This window comes from Pseudoalteromonas sp. RB2-MNA-CIBAN-0110 (assembly GCF_040309305.1).
Classification (GTDB): Bacteria; Pseudomonadota; Gammaproteobacteria; order Enterobacterales; family Alteromonadaceae; genus Pseudoalteromonas; species Pseudoalteromonas arctica.
The window spans coordinates 63,807-82,432 of record NZ_JBEOOQ010000009.1 but is presented as its reverse complement, the minus strand read 5'-3'; the positions used below and the strand labels follow the sequence as shown (position 1 = coordinate 82,432).

Genomic DNA, 18,626 nt, shown 5'->3' with positions numbered 1-18,626 from the left:
CTAAGTTACTTATCCATCTGCAAGGATAGTAACTTAGCTTGATATACATCGAGTTTTTGATTATCACGTTCTAGTTCAATTGCTTTCTCAAGTAAGGTTTGTGTTTGTTTAATATTACCTTGTTGATAGCGAACTTTTGCGAGTTCCAAGTATAGCTCAGCAATGTAAGGCGCTTTAGTAATCGCTTGCTCAAGGTGTGCTTTAGCCTGATGAGCGTGGCCAGCTTGTAAGTTGTTTTTAGCGATCACTAGTAATTCGTATGGGTCTTTTTCTTTATTAACTAATTGTGAGGTGAGCTCCTTAACAAGCTCTTTGTCGCCTAACTTTTTAGCTAAAAGCTGATAGTTGCTGATTAAATTAATGCTTATTTCGTTATTACTAAGTGCTGTTTGATAGATGTTTTTAGCGCTTTGTAAATCACCAGCTCGGCGATGCAAAATGCCCGCTATATTAAATAATTCAGGATCATTGGGGGTGTATTTGTTTGCTTGTAAAATAAGTGAGTAAGCAATATCCAGCTGTTTGTCTGCTAGCGCTGTTGCAGCTAAATTACTGTAAAACTTAGAAACTAAATCGTTATAGTCTGCGCTGCTTGAATAAAAACTGCGACGGGTAGGGAAGTAATCAATTAAGGTGCCCGCTCTGAAAAACTCAATTATATTATCATCTTTTTTCTCTACTTTTGGAGCATATACTTTTGTTCTAAAGTGATTAGCGACATAAACAACATTATTTTCTTTTGCGTATATGGGCTTACTTGTAACTTCTTGAAAGCTTGTTTCTAACCCAAGAGCTTGTGCGTAGCTTTGCGTTAAAATGGCTAAACTAATGCAATTACCTTGCGAACGCTTTAAGGTTTGAGCTGAAGTAAGTGTATCGCCATGGTATTTAAAGTTAGCTATCTGGCTTTCGAGGTAGTTGTAAATTATACGGTCATCACGGATTTGGGATAGCTTTTGGTTTTCGGCGTAAGCTAAAAACATTTCTTTTTCAGCATCCGGTAACTCAAAAATACTGTACTCAGAAGGTGTGTCGAGTTTATTAAACAAAGAATGGTTTAATAGTTGTTCAAGCCCTACTTGTTGTTCTACTCGCTGAACCTTGGTTGTGTTACATCCAACTAAAAATAAAAAGGTAATACTAATAACTATTTTGATAAATATCATAACCCACTCCTTTGTTAATTTTTACATTACAATGTGGTGGGTTTTTAATCAATGTTATAGATGTTTTTTCTAAAAATTTTATAAATGGACTAATGCTAAATTTACGATGTATAAAATTTTGGCTTAAATACTAATATGACCATAGTTTTATAATGAAACACTAATAAACTATGCCCTCAGCCCTAAGAGCTGTAGGCAAAATAACGGTAGTAGCTTTGGGTATGCGCTAAGTAGAGTTTTATTATTCACTTTAAATGACTGTTAAGTAAATGTTATATTCTGAGCTGTTTTAATAAAATAAGTATTTTGACAATGTCATTTAAGCATCAGAAAGTTCCCAAGAGCGTTGTACTTCCAAGCGTCCCCTCCGACGCACCTGGTTTAAGGTATGAAAAGCCAGAACTAGGTAGTAACTATTGGGTTGTTGATGAGTTTTTTAAACATGAAGAAGCAATGGCTATTCGTTCTTCATGTTTAAAAAAAGAGGTTTGGAAGTACGGTAAGCCGTATACCAAAGAACTTTGGCCTGGAATGCGCACTCCTAATGCTCTAAATAGTAAACAGCTTAAAAAAATAGAAAAATATGTTAAGTCAGTTATCAAAAAAAATAAATTATGGGTTGCTGATTCCAATAAGGTTGTAGTTGATACCAATACTGCAATTTTAGTGGGGGCTGAAGAAGGGGCTTCTAGGCCTCATGTAGATAATCGTTATTTATGTAGATACGCTGCTGTTTTGTATTTAAATCCTGATCCAATTACCTCTGCCGGTACCTCTTTTTATCGTTTAAAGTATGCAAATGAAGCGGCAGGAGGAAATATTGTCGATCCTCCTTATGCTAACCTTGTTGATGCACTTAATGTAAGTAGCCTTCCATATAGCGCATGGTATAAAGACATAGATATTGAGAATCGCTTTAATCGTTTAATTATATTTAAAGGTAGTATTGTTCACAGTGCATCTGAGTATTTTGGAGATGATTTAAATACTAAAAGGCTGGCGATAACATTTTTTTGGATGTGCGAAGATTAATTAATAATTCTTTTTAGGCAGAAAAATCTTGTCGATAGTAAGGCAAAAATTTCGTTACTTAGTTGTTCTAAATGAGACGTTTTTAATGCAACTAGCGTTAGGTTTACTCCCTCAAAATGACTAAGTATTATTGCGCACTCTCTTCTATAAATAATATGTAGAGTGCTGTTTTTATAATTTATAAATAGCTTATTATTAAATGAATCATAAGCTATTATTTTTAAACGTTAGTGACTTGGCGTTTACTTAAACGGTTTTTTTGTGATTGTTTTTTACGTTTTCGGCGAGTAAACCATAAGTAAAAACCAGTACCTGCTAGCCACACTGGGCTTAAACCAATTACGCACCACAGTATTTTACTTATTAGCCCTGCAAAGTAGCCAAAATGAAGTTTTCTAAAACTATCAATTACCTGCCAGCCAACGCCTACTTCGCGAATATCCCAGTTAGCTATGTGCTCGCCTGTTAGCTTGTTATAGCTAACCGTATTGGCATACTCACTAGCAAGTGGGTTGGCGGTATCGACTTCGCCGAATAAGGTGATATTTTCGTCAGGCTCGAGTGGCATAACTAAAAACGTACCGTTAAAAGTGGGGATTTGCTTTTTACTGTCATCAAGTATGCGTTGAAACGAAATATAGCTACTGTGTAGGTTTTTGGTTAGTACAAAGTGCTCTTCCTCTGCGTGTTCAATAACTTCGTGATACCACACCGCCCAGTTAAAGTAGCCACCTGTGATAGCTAAAATAATAATGATGGGAGATCCTATAACCCCCGTCATTTTATGAATGTCGCTAAGTACAATTTGCAGTGTTGCACGCCAGCGCACACTAAATAGACGCTGCCAAAATTTACGATAAATAATAAGCCCAGTAATACCTAATACCAATAAAAACAGAGCAAAAAAGAAGCCTAGTACAGTGCCTGTTTGCCCTGGCAGGTTTTTAAAGTCGTTCAGTAAAAAAGTGTAATGTAGTTCTAAAAACCAATCGGTAAAATAATGGCTGGTACCAACAGGTTCAGACAAAATGTCACCCGTATACTGGTTTAAATGAAACTTATACCATTGCTCTGTGCCGCGTTTGACTAAGTAAACCCGATCAGCTGTATCATTTTTAAATATTTCCCAACTACCTACTACATATTCAGGGTAAGCATGCTCTGTTTTTGCAATTAACGTGTCGATTGGCATGCGCTCTGGCAGTGCATTTACAACAAAGTGGCTGCTTGGCATAAGTAAGCCATCTATTTCACTTTTAAAAACTAATACGCTCCCTGTAATACTAATAACAATCAATGGAATGATAGCTATTAGAGCGATCCAACTGTGAATTTTAAAAAGAGTTTTTCTCATAGGTAGTTTTATATACAGCAGTTAATGACTTGCGCATGATAACAACTATCATTTTTATTTAATAGTTTGGCGGTGAGGCTTTCTATTAAACCGGTAAACCGTGAACTTAATTCTACGGTTTTTGTATACCTAGCTTGCCAGTACCTAAAACAAGAATTTCTTATTTAGTTGAGTTAAATTTACGCGGCTCTACAATGCCGCGCTCATAGTAAAAGCCTTTTAAAACAAATGTTTATTAAATGTTTTTATTTCTGCTTTTAATTAACATTTATGTAACAAACGAGGTTGCTTTGGCGCATTATTTGCCTATATTGTCTTCATTTATTTTGGTTTTTAGTTTTTTACCATTACTAAACAAAATTCGAAAAAATCGTAGTGTCTCAGGTTTATCACTATTGATGATGACGTTTGGGTTAGCACAAAGCCTTTATTTTATAACCTACAATATTTATTTTGAGCGTTTTTATATTGCGTTACCATTTATTGTAACTGGTGCGTTAAGCGGACTTATTTTGTATTTTTTTGCACGTTATAACGCAGCTAAACGAGAACGGGTACAGTTGTTTACTATGCTAGGTTTTTCGTTACTGCCTTTTTCACTGCTTTTGAATTCAAGCCTCGATACTGCAACGGTATTAAGCGCTTTAACGTATGTTGGCCTTGTGATGAGTTCGGTACGTGTTATGCCGCAAACTTATAAAACATTGCGTACGGGTAATGTAAGTAATTTAAGCGCGCGCTACTTTAGCTTGCAGTTTATTGCTGGTATTTGCGGCTTAGCTGTTGAGCTTACAACAGCGGCTCCAAGCACGGCGCACTTACTTATGTTTATTATGCTGTTGCTTACCAATGCTGTGCAATTTGGTTGTATGCAATATTATAGAATGCGGCCTGTAATGGCTTAAAAACAAGCTACTTAAGTTCCTATTTAGCCTAATTTATGGCAAATTACTTTATCTAATAAAAGGATAAAGTATGAATTGGAATCAGTTTGGCTATATTTGCCGTGTTAATAGCTCTAAAACACTAAGTACAGAGCAAAAAGATGAGCTGAGTACACCGCCCCATTTAAATATGTATGCCAATAGCGGGTCGCATAGTAAATTAGCGCATAATCTGGTGACGCAAATTGCATCTCAAGATGAGGCAACATCGCAAAAGCAAGCTACGTATTATCAATGTTTACCGGAATTAGTTAACGAATTTAAGTTTGAGCACAAGGGCTGGCTTAGTTACTTAACCATTGTATTTGTTATTTATGTTTTATCCTCTTTGTTGTATCAGTCTTTTGTTGTGCCTACTTTTGTTGAGATATATAGCAAGCATACTGTTTCTTTAAATCATGTATTTGATGATTATTTTACGTACTGGTATGTGCCAATTATTTTACTCGTTTTATTGCTGAGTGTTATTTTTACCGTTATTTTAAAGCTAAAAAATGTAAGTGCTCTCACAGAGCTAAAGCCTTTTTCGGGTTTATTTAAATTTCTTATTCCTCGTCAATTAATTAATGAGCATAACTCTTTAATTACCACGCTATTATTTCCAAATAATCATAAAAAAGGTGTTAAAGCCTCTACACCTCAAACCCAGCACTTAGCTCAATGCGAGCTGCTAGGTTTAGAAACCCAAGAAGAATTTAAAGCGTTATTAAAGCAGCAGCTAAAGTTACTTAATACACATATTAAAAGCTTTATAAGTAAGCTCGTTATTGTTTATGGTTTGGTCATTGTTGTGTCTATTTGCTTATTTGTGAAAGCGGCTTATCAACCACTATTTATGCTAGGAGAAGTGCTATGAGAACAAAAGGATTTACGTTAATAGAGTTGATGGTGGTGGTGTCCATTATTGGTATTTTAGCTGCGGTTGCGCTACCTCAATACAGTAAGTATATACAACGAGCAGAACTTGTTGACCCACTTGCAATGGCTGCTGCCATTAGAGAAGATGTTACGGTTTATTATCTTGAAAACAGGCGTTTTCCAGCAAGTAATGAACAAGCAGGTGTGCCTGCTAGTCAATTTTTGATTGGCAATCGGGTAACCGGTATTACAGTTGATAATGGTGCTATTCATATTAGCTTGGGTAATAAAGCTTCACAGCTTTTGCAAGATACAGTTTTAACATTCAGACCCGCAGTTGTAACGGGAAGCCCTACAAGCCCAATTGCGTGGTTATGTGGGTTTGACGAACCGGTAACTGGCATGCAAGCGGTTGGCGAAAATAAAACAACAGTACCAAAAGAAATTTTACCTTCAGCGTGTATATAAAATAGTTTAGGGGATTAAAGTGCAATTAGCTATTCATCAAATTGATGCGTTTACGAATGAGTTATTTAAAGGTAACTATGCGGCAGTGATCCCACTAGAATCGTGGTTAAGTGACGATTTAATGCTAAAGATTGGCGCTGAGAATAACGTATCTGAAACTGCCTTTACCTGCCTGCAAGACGATGGAAGTTTTGTTATTCGTTGGTTTTCGCCGTTAATGGAAATCGATTTTTGTGGTCACGCCACACTTGCGGCTGCCTATGTTTTATGTGAAGAGCATAACATATCGCAAATTCGCTTTATTGCTGATGCGGTGGGCGAGCTAATCGTTAATAAAAACGCTGATGGCAGCTTTGCAATGACCTTTCCAATACAAGCACCGGTTGAAGTGCAAAATGTGCCTCAGCAACTGCTTGATGGCCTGTCTATACAACCGAGTAAAGTGCTTAAAAATCGCCAAGCCTACTTTGTTATTTATGAAAACGCCGATCAAATACTTGAATTAAAAACTAGCTCAGAGCTTTTAAAAACGCTTTATCCACTTGATGTAGTGGCCACTGCTCCAAGTGCTGAATATGATTTTATATCTCGTTATTTTTGGCCTGCAAGCGGTGGCGACGAAGATTATGTAACAGGCTCTATTCATACTGGCTTGGCACCTTACTGGGCGCAGCAATTGGGTAAAACTACGTTAAGCGCTTATCAGGCTTCAAGCAGAGGCGGGTATTTACTATGTGAAGTGGGTGATACAACCGTCACCTTAACGGGGCATGCTGTAAGGTATTTAAAAGGCACTATTTATATTTGATCTGTGAATTAAGTGATAAAAAAGGCCACGTTAAACGTGGCCTTGGTTTACTCAATTAGTAGAGATATTTTACGCTTCTAGTGCCTTTGCAATTAAGCGATCAATATATTTTTTATGCGCTTTAGTTGCTGTATCTGCACCCCAAGCAGTGCTGGTATCGGCTATTTGAGTTAGCTGATATAACGCAGCTGTTTTAGCTAAGTTATCGTACTTACTTGCTTTGCCAAGACCTGCAATTGCGATTAGCTGATTAACATACTCAATTTGTAAGTTGTGACTAATAGAATTTGCGTCTTTGCTTTTCACAAAAATATTAGCGGTTAAATCTTGCATAAACTGAGTTAGGCTATATTCATTGCCGTACAAAGCAGTATCAGAAATACGCAGTAATACGGCTGGGTGTAATAGCTGCGCAAGTACAGACTTTTGCATACCTAAAATCATTTTGTGTGCTTTAGGGTCTTCATTTTTACCAAAGTGATTAAAGCCACGACGTTGCAGTTGCAAGTAGCTATATAGAGGTTGCATGTTTTGTAGTACGTCTGGTGCAAATACAAACTTTGCGAGTATATCCATCGCTTGTGTTTGACGTTCAAGAGATACCGGTGTAAATGGTTTATCTGCGTTTGCATCACCCACTACAGCACGCTCAACGTACACACCACCAATTTGGCGAGAAACAACACCTGCTTGAGCTCGGTATTGACCAAATAAGCTATTAGCAGAGGTAACAAGCTGTTGGTAAGACTCACCTTTAACCGTTGCTTTATCTTTTAGCTCAGTAAATAATTTATTAATTAACGCCATACGATCTGCGCCATAGGCCACAGGATTTGACGACAAATCACCAATCATGACACGTGGATCGATATGGCGACCTGGTGCGCGCATATCGTCTGCATCGTTACCAAAGGCAAGGGCATGTTCACTTGAACGAGCAAGTATTTTTTTAAGTCTAGCTTGCTCAGCAGCTTCATCTGCAAGTGCTACGCTGTAGCCATAGTTAATTGCCCAATCATCGTAAGGACCTGGTTTTGTTTGAAAAATATCACCTTGCTGCATACCAATTGGGGCAATGTTAGCCGGTGCATAATCCATAACAGAACCGGTTACTATGCCTTGGGTTTTGTTTTTGTCGTGTACTTCTTTTTCATCCCACAAAATAGATGATTTCATATTGTGGTTAAGACCTAAAGTATGGCCAACTTCGTGAAGTACCAATTGCGTTAGACCTTGGCGAAGCATTTCTTTATCTTCAATTTTGTCGCCGCTAGCAAGACCTTTGGCAAGCATTAGATTTTGTTGAATCTCATGCCCTAGTGAGCAATTTAGCTCACCGGTATTTGTTGCTTCACTGTGGCTCATTGTTCCTTGAGTGAAAAGTGTGTCATAAATCCAGCGGTTTTTCATAAATACAAACTCAAGCATAATGTCTGAGCCCAGTATTTCGCCTGTTAATGGGTTAGCAAGTGCTGGTCCGTATCCGCCAAATGGAGGCTTAGGTGACGAAGTCCAACGCAGTACGTTGTAATTAATATCGCCCGCATCCCAGTCTGCATCATCTGGTTGTACTTTTACCTCTAAGGCATTTTTAAAACCGGCTTTTTCAAAAGAAGTATTCCACGTTAAAACAGCGTCACGAATAGTATCGCGCCATTCAATGGGTGTGGTGTTTTCTATCCACCAAGTAATTGGTTTTACTGGCTCTGAAAGTGCTGCACTAGGGTCTTTCTTTTGTAGATCCCAACGTTTTATAACATCTTCATAAGGTGCCCAATCGGCAGATGTCATTTGATCAAATTGATTTGTAAAATAACCAATGCGCGCATCATCCATACGAGGTGCATAGTTGTTGCTAGGTAGAGCAACAAACGAGTGCTGAACTTTTACCGATACGCTACGTGGGTCGCTTACTGCATTTGAGCCGCGTACCGTTGGGCTTGGGTTAGTAAATACGTAATCAACAACCACGTCTAAGTTATTAGGGTATGGACGCTGTTTAATAATGCGTGATTTTTTATCGTCTAATTTGCCTACTTTAAAGCGCTTTTTAGCGTTTTTATCAGCTGGATTTGGCGTAGGTGATACTTTATGAAGTGATTCGCTTAAAAATAACTTATTTACGTTGAATGCTATTTTACCGTCTTCTTCTTTTTCTATTTTAATGCTCGCAAGTACCGCTTCACTAATATTGGCATCACTCGCTTTTGAAATTGCACTGTTTTCGTCAAATTTGTAGCGAGGTGTTTTGCTAATGATATCGATACGATCAAAGTATTTTCTAAATTCAATTAACTTAGTTTCACGGTACGAACCACGATAATGGCCTGCATCTGTAACGCCATCGACAGTGTGCGCAAAATATACAAACGGCGTATTAAGTTGGGACTCGTTAATCACCATAAGGTGCTTACCGGTTTTTTCGTCTTGATAAAGGCTAAATATACCGGCAAATTCGGTTTGTCCTTTGATCATTTCGCTAAGTGTTTTTGGCTCTTTTTCGTCTTTTTTATCGGCTGCAAATGCATGGCTGCCAAACGCTAAGCTAAGCGCAAGGGTGATGGTCGTTAATTTCATTTTGAGACTTTTAATATTTGTTAATTTAATTGGACTGTACGTAAATTAATTTAATTTCGCACATCTTCGCGACGAAATTTAAGTGTACAACGCTAATCAACTGATATTAATAAACAAAAGTTTGTAACAAAATATAACAAATGAGGTGAGCTGCATGCAAAGTTATTTTTATAGCCCTAAATAGCAGTGGTTTATATGTATTTGCAACAGTTGCTTACAAATGTCACCTTAATGTTTCATAAGGCTCTGGTATTATGATGCTAATAGAATTTTGGGGATAATAGGATATGCAAACAAATTCACTTAGATGGGTTTTTCCATTTGTAGCGCTAATTGTTGGTGTTGTTGGCTTTATGGGAATAAATGCCATTGCACAAGAGCCAGAAAAAAAAGAAGTAATTGATACTCGTCCAACAGTGCAAGTTGAGCCAGTGGCTGCAAACGATCATCAAGTTATTATTAATAGCTACGGTGAAGTAAAGCCTCTTGAAAGTACACAGCTTTCGGCGCAGGTGTCGGGTGAAGTGTTAAGTTGGCATCCTAATTTTGTAGCCGGCGGCATCGTTGCTCGCGGTGAGACGTTATTTACTATCGAAAAAGACAACTACGAAGCAGCAGTACTTGTTGCAGAGGCAGAAATTGCTCGTGCACAAGCAGGCTTAATTGAAGAGCAAGCCCAAGCTCAAGTAGCCGCAGATGAAGCAAAGCGTTTTCCAAGTAAAGCGCGTACCGACTTATTTTTACGTAAGCCTCAAGTGTTAAGTGCGCAGGCATCTGTAAAGTCGGCGCAAGCTGCATTAAAACGTGCACAACGTGACTTAGATAATTGTGAAGTAACAGCCCCTTACGATGCATTGGTTATTAGCCGAAATGTAGGTGTTGGTCAATTTGTCACTATGGGTTCGCAAGTTGCTGAGCTCAATAATATTGAAACTGCTGAAGTGATTATTCCTATAGCAGGGTTCGATAGCGTTTTTTTGCCAGAGCGTATTAAAGGTATTACCGCAACGATTATTCAAAAAGGCCTAAACAGCTTCACCCGTGAAGGTGTAATTGACCGCGACCTAGGGATTGTTGATAACGCTACGCGTATGAGCAGTTTAGTAGTGCGAATTGAAGACCCATACGGTCTTAAAAACATACAACCAGCCATTAAGTTTGGTAGCTACGTACAGGTAAATTTTGCAGGTGCAATGCTTAATAATATTTACCGTTTACCGCAAGCTTTGGTTAACAACCAAACTGTGTGGGTAGTAAACGAAAATCAAGAACTAGAGCCACGTAAGGTAACGGTTATTCGTGAAGAGGGTGAGTATTTTTATATTAGCAGCGGTTTAAATGCCGATGATAAACTCGTTATTACTTTACCTGAATACCCGCAAAAAGGAATGCAGGTTAAAATTGCAGGTGTAGCTGCAAAACTTGAAAGCTCAGAAACGAGCACTTCAAACACGCAACAGCTGTAGGGTGTAATAGTTATGAGCGAGTCAATACAACAAAAACAAACAGGGCTAATTGCCTACTTTGCTAATAATTCAGTAGCCGCTAATTTAATGATGTTTTTTATCATTATTATGGGGGCTATAAGTTACTTTACGATTCAGCGTCAAATGTTTCCTAATGTAGAGATTAACTACATTAATATTGAGGCTAATTACCCAGGTGCCTCTCCTCAGGAAATAGAAGAAAGTATTCTTATAAAAGTTGAAGAGTCACTTAAAGATATAACCGAAATTAAAAAAGGCGTGTATCGCGCATTTAGAAATGGCGGTACAGCCAGCCTGGAAATAAACACCGATGCAAAACTTACCGATGTGCTTGATAAAGTAAAGTTGCGTGTTGATGGTATTGCGACTTTTCCGGCGGGTATGGAACCGGTCACCATAAGTCAGGTTGAGTTTAGGCAAGACGTAATAGGTATGACGCTCGTTGCTGACTTACCACTTACAGAGCTTAAGCCTATAGCAAACCAAATAGAGGATGAGTTACTACAGTTATCTAACGTGTCGTTAGTGGTAAACGATGTTCCTCTTGATGAGATAGCAATTGAAATAGAGCCCGATACGCTGCGCCAATATAATCTAACCCTTAGTGATGTGATGAATGCGGTACGCCGTTACTCAGCTAACTTTTCGGCGGGGCAGCTAAAAACAGACGCAGGTGTTATTTCTGTTCGCGTCGAGAATCAGTTTTACTCAGGTGAAGAGTTTAGGCAAATTCCGGTAAAAATTGGCGAGTATGGCGCTAAAGTTTTACTGCAAGATATTGCAGTTATTAAAGATCAATTTACTGAAGGTGAGCGCTACTTTAAGTTTAATGGCGAAAACGCGGTGTATTTATCGGTAAAAGCAACGCAAGAGCAAAACATGATTCCCGTTGCGGATTCGGTTAAAGCGTTTATTGATCAAAAAAATAAGCAGCTACCGCCAGGTATTCGATTAGAGCCATTAATGGATATGACCTACTACCTAAATGCTCGCCTTGATATGATGAAAGCTAACCTGTTTCAAGGTGCTATTTTGGTGGCAATTATGTTGTCGTTATTCTTGCGTTTTAAACTAGCGCTTTGGGTAATGATTGGCTTACCTGTTTGTTTTTTAGGGGCCATGATGATGATGCCACTATTTGGCATTAGCATTAATATTATTTCGTTATTCGCTTTTATAATGGTGCTCGGCATAGTGGTGGATGATGCCATAGTGATAGGGGAAGCTGCCTACACCGAAGTTGAAAAAAGCGGCGGTGGTGTAGAAAATGTTGTGCGTGGCGCTAACCGAGTCGCGACCCCAGCAACCTTTGGTGTGTTAACAACAATTGCTGTATTTGCACCATTCACAATGTCGAGCGGGCCAGAAAGTGCCTTCTTTTATGGTATAGCCGTTGTAGTAATGCTGTGTTTAGTATTTAGTTTGATTGAATCAAAGCTGATACTGCCAGCTCACATTGCTCATACGCACTTTTCGCCGATTAAAAAGGGTGGTTGGCGCGATCGCTTCAATACACGCTTTTTTGGTTTCGTAAATGGCCCATACAAACGTTTTATTGCTAAGTGTGTTGATTGGCGCTGGACTGTTTTGTTTGCTTTTATTGCAATGTTTATAATCAGTATTGCACTTATTACGTCTAATAAAGTACGTACAGTTCCAACTCCTAAAGTGCCGCACGACTTTCCACAAATTCAAGTAGAAATGAACGACAACGTTTCTGACTTACAAACCATTGCTGCTATTCGTGAAATAGAAGCTATGGTACTTAGAGTCGATGAAGAGACTGAACGTGAGTTTGGTCAAAAAATTATTCGTGATGTATTGGTATTTAATCAAGGCAGAACCGAGTCGCAGTTACTAGCTCCATTAGTTGACGAAGATTCACGTCCATACAATGCATTTGAGCTTTCTCGACGGTGGCGTGAGGCTATGCCGACTATTGCTGGTATTAAGTCGTTAACTATTCAAGACGATGTTGGTGGCGGCGGTGGTAATGGCGGCGGCGAGTTTGGCTATTTACTGTATGGCTCAGACATAGATACTTTAAATCAAGCGGGTCGTCGTTTTATTCAATTACTTCAACAGCAAAAAGGATTGTTTGATATTAGCTCAACCATAGATCCTGCGAGCAAAGAAGTGCAAATGAGCCTTAAACCTGTTGCTTACGATTTAGGCTTAGATTTAGCCGGTATTGCAAATCAAGTGGGTGCTAGTTTTTATGGTGGCGAAGCACAGCGTGTAATCCGAAACGGCGAAGAAGTGCGCGTAATGGTACGTTACCCTAAGCTGACTCGTGAGGCATTTTCATCGCTTAAACACACCGTTGTTACTACCCCACAAGGGCGAGAAGTACTTCTTGGTGATGTAGTAGAGCTAACAGAAACACCAGGTATTAGCTATATACGCCGCGAAGGTGGTTACCGTACCGTGTATGTTTATGGCAATATTGATGAAGAGCAAATTGAGCCAGGCGAAGTGGTTAAGCAAGTAAAAGAAAATCTACTGCCACAGCTAATAGAAGAATTCCCAAGTGTTAAATCAGAGCTTGGTGGCGCAATAGAAGAGCAGCAAGCTCAAGCTAATGAGCAAATAATGTTTTTTATTGGCGGAATGATTTTAGTATACATACTGCTAGCTGTGCCGCTTAAAAGCTATTCACAACCGCTTATTGTAATGTCGGTTATTCCGTTTAGTTTAACCGGGGCTATTTGGGGTCATTACTGGTTTGATTTAGATATGAGCTTAATGTCGGGATTTGGCTTAATTGCCGCAGCAGGTGTTGTTATAAATGATTCACTTGTAATGACAGATTATGTAAACCAAGTTCGCCGCGAAGGTGTTAGCGTTAAAAATGCAGTAATAGAAGCTGGTTGTGCCCGCTTTAGAGCAATACTATTAACGTCTATAACAACCTTTGCTGGTGTATTACCTATTATGTTTGAAACAAGCCTGCAGGCTAAGTTTGTAATACCTATGGCAGTAGCACTTGGCTTTGCTGTTATGTTTGCAACGTTAATAACGCTTATATTAGTACCGTGTTTATATATTATTCTAGGCGATATTGGTGCGTTATTTAAGCGCCCTTTTAAAAGCCGAGCTGCTAAAGTCTCGTAAATATAAAGCATAAAAAAAGCACTGACCGTTATTAACGCTCAGTGCTTTTTTATTATCTATTTATTGTTGTTAAACTGGCTACAACAATAATTAATCTTTAAATTGCTTATGGCAATCTTTACAGCCTTTAGCCCATGCGCCAAAAGCTTTACCAATTACGGCTTTATCGCCCGATTGGGCTGCTAACGCTAGCTTATCTGCATTTGCTGCAAAAGCATTCGCTTTTTCAACAAAGGTTGCATTTTCGGCCCAAACAGCAGCAAGTGCAGCTGTGTCGCCTTTATCTGTTCCTTCGTAAAACGCTTCCCATGGCATTTTTGAAAGTGCGGCAGCGTTGTTAGCACGCATTTTAAATTGCTCTGCGTCAAAAGGTACTTTACCTTTTAGCATTGCGCCCATGTCACCAATTTGCACTGAAATCATTGAAAACGCAGCTTGGCGGTATTCAATCGCGTCACTTGGTTCTTTAAATGCAGAATTTGCCGATACGCTAAATGCACACGTTGCCAGTGCTATTGTTGCTAATACTTTTTTTAATTTCATGTTTGCCCCTGTTGAAAATTGTAATTCTTAATTCGGTATCTTGTATCTAACATCGTATTTATTCAAGTGAATACGATAGATTTAACTAAAACTTAATCGTTTATATCAATATCTGCAAATATCATCCCGCGACGCATGCTTCTAGTTGCTAAGAATACCTCACCAAGTAACGACATAAATGCACATATAAGTAATGCCATTGCTGCTACAAAACAACAGGCAATTGTAACGCCTAAGTTTATAGATTGAATATGCGATAAAAATAACAACATAACCACAGCGCATACAAGTAGTGCGCTTAATACACTTAAACTAAAAGCAATATGTATACATCGAGAACGCTTTAAAAGGGCGCGCAGCTCTGTAGCGAGTGATTTATTAAAGTCCTCGTCAGTACTTACTTTTAGTCTGCGTTCTAGCTGACGTGCCCTATCGGTAATTCGTGCTAAACGATTAGATAAAACACCTAAAGTAGCAGCAATACCCGTGATTAAGAATACAGGGGCAACGGCCGTTTGAATTACTTTAGCCATGGTTAAAATGTTAATTACTTCGTTATTCATTCATTTCTCAAGAAAAAGTTAGAGTTGTTTACATTAGTTCACAAATATGATTTTTTAACTTTATTGTTTTAAATCAATTTGCTGAGGTGATGTTTTCTTGTTTTTTGGATTTGATGTCATGTGTTTGTAACCAAGGTGTTGCTTGGGTTGTACCGAAAGTTTTATATTCAGTACAACAATACAATCATTTTGATTAATACAAATACAATAATACATAACCTATCCAAGGGGAACTCATGGCTAAAAATATAATAAAAAAAACTGCTATAGCTACGGCAGTCTCAAGTGCATTTCTTGCTACTTTTGTTAATGCGGCAACTTTACCTAATGCAACGATTGCACCTCAAGCTGCTGAACAGGTGAAAGAGTTAGCATCTGAGCAAAAACAGCCTTCAGCACATATGATTGTTTTACGTGCAGCAACTTCTGTTGATGCTGTGGCTTCTGGCACTTATGAAGCGTCAAGCAGTCGTGAAATGATTGCTAACGTTGAGTTGCTTCAAAACACGATGGCCAACGAGCTTAGTAGCTTAGACTTTGATGCAAAAATAATTGGTAAAACAAAAATATTAGCACCAACATTAATTGTGCAGGCGACACCAGAAGCCTTAGCTAAAATAGCTAAAGATTCACGAGTGGCTAAAGTATTACCAATGTTTGACTACGAATTACATGTAGCTGCAACGTCTGAATATATTAATGCTAAGCCTTTAATTGTTGATGGTATTGTAACTGGTAAAGGTCAGCGTGTGGCTGTTCTAGATACTGGTATTGACTATACCCACAAAGCATTTGGTGGTGAGGGTACTGTAGAAGCATACAATGCTGCTCAAGCTGATCCTACAACGGTTAATTGGCCACAAGGTATTGTACAAGGCGGTTACGATTTTATTCATGAAGATGCAGACCCGATCGAGAATGATCCTGAAGTTGTAATTCCTGATGTAGATGAACCAACAAACCATGGTACGTCTTCTTCAAATTCAGTGAATGGTATTGCACCTGATGTTGAATTATATGTTTACTCTGTTTGTGGTGGTGGCTGTCCAAGTGCTGCTCAAGCTGCGGCATTAGAAGCTGCAATGGATCCAAATGGCGATGGTGATATTTCAGACCGCGTAGATGTTATGAACATGTCATTAGGTGGCGAGTTTGGCGATACATATACAGGTGGTGGTGCGCAATACCTAATTCAACGTGCTGTTGATTTAGGTGTGAATATGGTTATTTCAGCCGGTAATGATGGTGATCATCCATTCCGTATTGGTGGCCCAAGCACGACACCAAATGCGTTATCAGTAGGCGCAATGACTCATCCTACAACTGAAGTTGGCACTGCTACAGGTACTGTTGCTGGTATTGAAGGTAATATTCAAGCATCAGGCTTTGGCCCGCAAACTGACTTTGTAATTACAGGTGCAGATATTGATTTAGTGTATCCTGACACAAACCAAGATGGTTGTGTTGATTTTGCTGATGATGTTGATTTTACTGGTAAAGCGGTTTTAATTGACCGTGGTGCATGTGCATTTACAGTTAAAGTACTTAGTGCACAGAAGAAAGGTGCTGAGTTTGTATTGATTGCAAATAATACAGATGATGGCACTCCTGCACCAATGGGTGGCAGTGATGACAATGTAATTATTAAAAGTGCAGGCATTAATTTTGCTGCAGGTGCTGCTTTAAAAGCTCAATTAGCTGCAGGCGATACGGCAACATTTGATATTGATGTAAAAATTAAAACTACAGCAGGTGCGGTAGCTACGTTCTCTTCTCGTGGACCTTCGATGGATGGTTTATTAAAACCAGAAATCACTGCTCCTGGTACTAGTATATTAGTTGCAGCAGCAGGTACACAGGATAAGCTAGCACCAGTAGATGGTACTTCTTTTTCAGGCCCTATTACAGCCGGCGCTGTTGCAATGGTACGTGAAGCTCATCCTGAGCGTAATGCATTTGAGATTAAAGCTACAATAATGAATGCAGCTGACTTAAATGTAACAAATGAGCCTTTAGCAAGCAGTCCTGACTCAGAACTGGCTCCAATTAGTATGATTGGTTCAGGCTTGGTTGATGTAACTAAAGCAGTCAACTTACCAGTTGCTGCATGGGTTAATAATACACAGTTTAATACTAAACAAGCGGCTCTTTCATTCGGCCTTGTGTCAATGGCTGAAACAGAGTCTCTAACTAAAACAGTGACTGTTAAGAACTTCTCATCAGATGCTAAAACGTATGCGCTGCGTACTGAAGCTCGCTACCAAAATGATGACGATACAGCTGCAATTAGCTGGGATTTCCCTGAGTCGGTAACAATCCCTGCAGGTCAGTCAATTAACTTTGATGTGACGCTAACTGTTGATCCAACAAAACTACCAGCGTGGGAATTAGAAAACCCATTTAGTGCAGACGACATTGCTGCAAGAAGCGCTGCTCTTACTTCAGTCGAGTTTGATGGTGCATTGGTATTTAATGATGCAAGCACAGATACAGACCACGATTTGCACGTTGTGTATCATGCAATGCCAAAAGCTGCGACAGAATTAAGCGTTTCATCTCAAATCATTGATAACGAAATGGCACTTATTGTTGAAAATAGCGGCCAAACAGACATTACTCCTTTTGCAGAAAGCATTGTTGCAACAGGCACAGAGAAAACACGAGAAGAAGCTGAGTTTAATATTTTAGCGACTACTTTCTCTGCATTTGCAGATAGCTCTTGTGACTCTGGTATTTTTGTAACATCGTCTATCCAATTGCGCGACCCATTAACGCACGTATTCCAAGCGGGCTATAGACTTGAAATAGATACAGATAATGACGGTGTTTATGATCAAGTTATGCAAAACTATAACGACCGCGGTCGTCAAACAGCATTCCCTGGTCGTAGCCGTACAGTAATTGGTGAAACTGATGGCGCTGGTAACGATTCGTTAGCATGGGTTACTCCGCTTTATCACTCAGCCGGTGAAGATACTATTACCTTCTCAACTTGTAGTGAGCTACTAAACGTTGATGGTTCATTGCTTGGTGAGAATATGAACTTTAAAGCATCTGTGGGTTACCCTTCATATGTTACAGGTGTATTCACTCAGACCGATAGTATTGAAGGCTCAACTACATTTGGAGCATCTCCAAGTGTAACGCTTACTTCTATGGAAACTGGCGAAGCAGTTACTTCACTTAAACCGGGTGAAAAAGCAATTGTTGAAGCAAGCGGTCCATTTGCATTATCACAAACATCTGGTTTGGATATTGTTAAAGTGATGAGTAGTACTGAGTTAGAGCTTCCTGCAATCGACGCCCCAATGCTAGTTGGTGGTGAGTTTAGTGTTTCAGAAGATGCTGCTAACGGAACGGTTGTTGGTGCACTAACTATCACTGAGTCTGAGCAAGACTTAGATGTGTCAGAATACTACGTTCAATCAAGTACTCACCAAGGTTTTGGTATTGATGCGGATGGACAAGTGGTTGTAACTAATACTGAATTGTTAACTGGTGATTCATCAGCTGAACTTCAAGTTGTTGCAATTGATGTACGCGGTAATGTATCTGCTCCTGCTGTAGTTACTGTAAGTATTACTAAGGTTGTACCACCAGTAGTAGAGACTGTAGCACCAGAAAGCAAAAAGAGCTCATCTGGCTCACTTGCATGGTTAACATTACTAGTAGCGCCATTTGCATTTATACGTCGTCGTAAACAAAAGTAATT

At 39.1% G+C, this 18,626-nt stretch carries 13 protein-coding genes; 8 read left to right on the top strand and 5 right to left on the bottom strand.

From position 1 onward, the window contains the following. Positions 1 to 5: 5 nt before the first annotated feature. Positions 6 to 1,166, bottom strand: coding sequence for a tetratricopeptide repeat protein (locus tag AAEY68_RS06985; protein ID WP_024592639.1), 1,161 nt, complete (start codon positions 1,164 to 1,166; stop codon positions 6 to 8). 312 nt (positions 1,167 to 1,478) lie between these two features. Between AAEY68_RS06985 and AAEY68_RS06980 the strand changes: the two genes are divergently transcribed. Then, positions 1,479 to 2,198, top strand: a complete 720-nt coding sequence (locus AAEY68_RS06980; RefSeq protein WP_007580474.1) for a DUF6445 family protein — start codon at positions 1,479 to 1,481, stop codon at positions 2,196 to 2,198. 220 nt (positions 2,199 to 2,418) lie between these two features. On the opposite strand, the gene AAEY68_RS06975 is transcribed toward AAEY68_RS06980, so the two are convergent. Next, on the bottom strand, positions 2,419 to 3,552 hold the full coding sequence (locus AAEY68_RS06975) for a PepSY-associated TM helix domain-containing protein (protein WP_024592638.1): 1,134 nt from the start codon (positions 3,550 to 3,552) through the stop codon (positions 2,419 to 2,421). A gap of 290 nt (positions 3,553 to 3,842) precedes the next feature. Here AAEY68_RS06975 and AAEY68_RS06970 point away from each other — a divergent pair, with 290 nt between their 5' ends. From AAEY68_RS06970 to AAEY68_RS06955, 4 genes are all read left to right on the top strand, one after another. Then, positions 3,843 to 4,457 carry a PQ-loop repeat-containing protein gene (locus tag AAEY68_RS06970; RefSeq protein ID WP_033010146.1) on the top strand — a complete coding sequence of 205 codons (615 nt, stop codon included), beginning with the start codon at positions 3,843 to 3,845 and terminating at the stop codon, positions 4,455 to 4,457. Between the two features lie 70 nt (positions 4,458 to 4,527). Continuing rightward, positions 4,528 to 5,352, top strand: coding sequence for a hypothetical protein (locus AAEY68_RS06965; protein WP_024592636.1), 825 nt, complete (start codon positions 4,528 to 4,530; stop codon positions 5,350 to 5,352). Beyond that, positions 5,349 to 5,822, top strand: a complete 474-nt coding sequence (locus tag AAEY68_RS06960) for a pilin (protein WP_350585721.1) — start codon at positions 5,349 to 5,351, stop codon at positions 5,820 to 5,822. The genes AAEY68_RS06965 and AAEY68_RS06960 overlap by 4 nt, the downstream gene beginning before the upstream one ends. Before the next feature lie 19 nt (positions 5,823 to 5,841). After that, positions 5,842 to 6,630: a PhzF family phenazine biosynthesis protein gene (locus tag AAEY68_RS06955; protein WP_024592635.1), complete on the top strand. Its 789-nt coding sequence runs from the start codon at positions 5,842 to 5,844 to the stop codon at positions 6,628 to 6,630. Between the two features lie 69 nt (positions 6,631 to 6,699). Here the strand turns inward: AAEY68_RS06955 and AAEY68_RS06950 are convergent, their stop codons facing one another. Then, positions 6,700 to 9,207 carry a zinc-dependent metalloprotease gene (locus tag AAEY68_RS06950; RefSeq protein WP_024592634.1) on the bottom strand — a complete coding sequence of 836 codons (2,508 nt, stop codon included), beginning with the start codon at positions 9,205 to 9,207 and terminating at the stop codon, positions 6,700 to 6,702. 287 nt (positions 9,208 to 9,494) lie between these two features. Between AAEY68_RS06950 and AAEY68_RS06945 the strand changes: the two genes are divergently transcribed. Beyond that, a complete protein-coding gene (locus AAEY68_RS06945; RefSeq protein ID WP_024592633.1) occupies positions 9,495 to 10,673 on the top strand; it encodes an efflux RND transporter periplasmic adaptor subunit in 1,179 nt (392 codons plus the stop codon). A gap of 12 nt (positions 10,674 to 10,685) precedes the next feature. Then, entirely contained in the window at positions 10,686 to 13,808 is a 3,123-nt protein-coding gene (locus tag AAEY68_RS06940; RefSeq protein ID WP_024592632.1) for an efflux RND transporter permease subunit, read from the top strand. Positions 13,809 to 13,898: 90 nt separating this feature from the next. On the opposite strand, the gene AAEY68_RS06935 is transcribed toward AAEY68_RS06940, so the two are convergent. Together AAEY68_RS06935 and AAEY68_RS06930 are read right to left on the bottom strand one after the other, a co-directional pair. Beyond that, positions 13,899 to 14,351: a c-type cytochrome gene (locus tag AAEY68_RS06935; protein ID WP_007580483.1), complete on the bottom strand. Its 453-nt coding sequence runs from the start codon at positions 14,349 to 14,351 to the stop codon at positions 13,899 to 13,901. Between the two features lie 92 nt (positions 14,352 to 14,443). Continuing rightward, positions 14,444 to 14,914 (bottom strand): DUF2721 domain-containing protein, encoded by a 471-nt coding sequence (locus tag AAEY68_RS06930; RefSeq protein ID WP_007377300.1) that lies wholly within the window; start codon positions 14,912 to 14,914, stop codon positions 14,444 to 14,446. 236 nt (positions 14,915 to 15,150) lie between these two features. On the opposite strand from AAEY68_RS06930, the gene AAEY68_RS06925 reads away from it, so the two are divergent. Continuing rightward, positions 15,151 to 18,624 carry a S8 family serine peptidase gene (locus AAEY68_RS06925; RefSeq protein ID WP_024592631.1) on the top strand — a complete coding sequence of 1,158 codons (3,474 nt, stop codon included), beginning with the start codon at positions 15,151 to 15,153 and terminating at the stop codon, positions 18,622 to 18,624. Positions 18,625 to 18,626 lie beyond the last annotated feature (2 nt).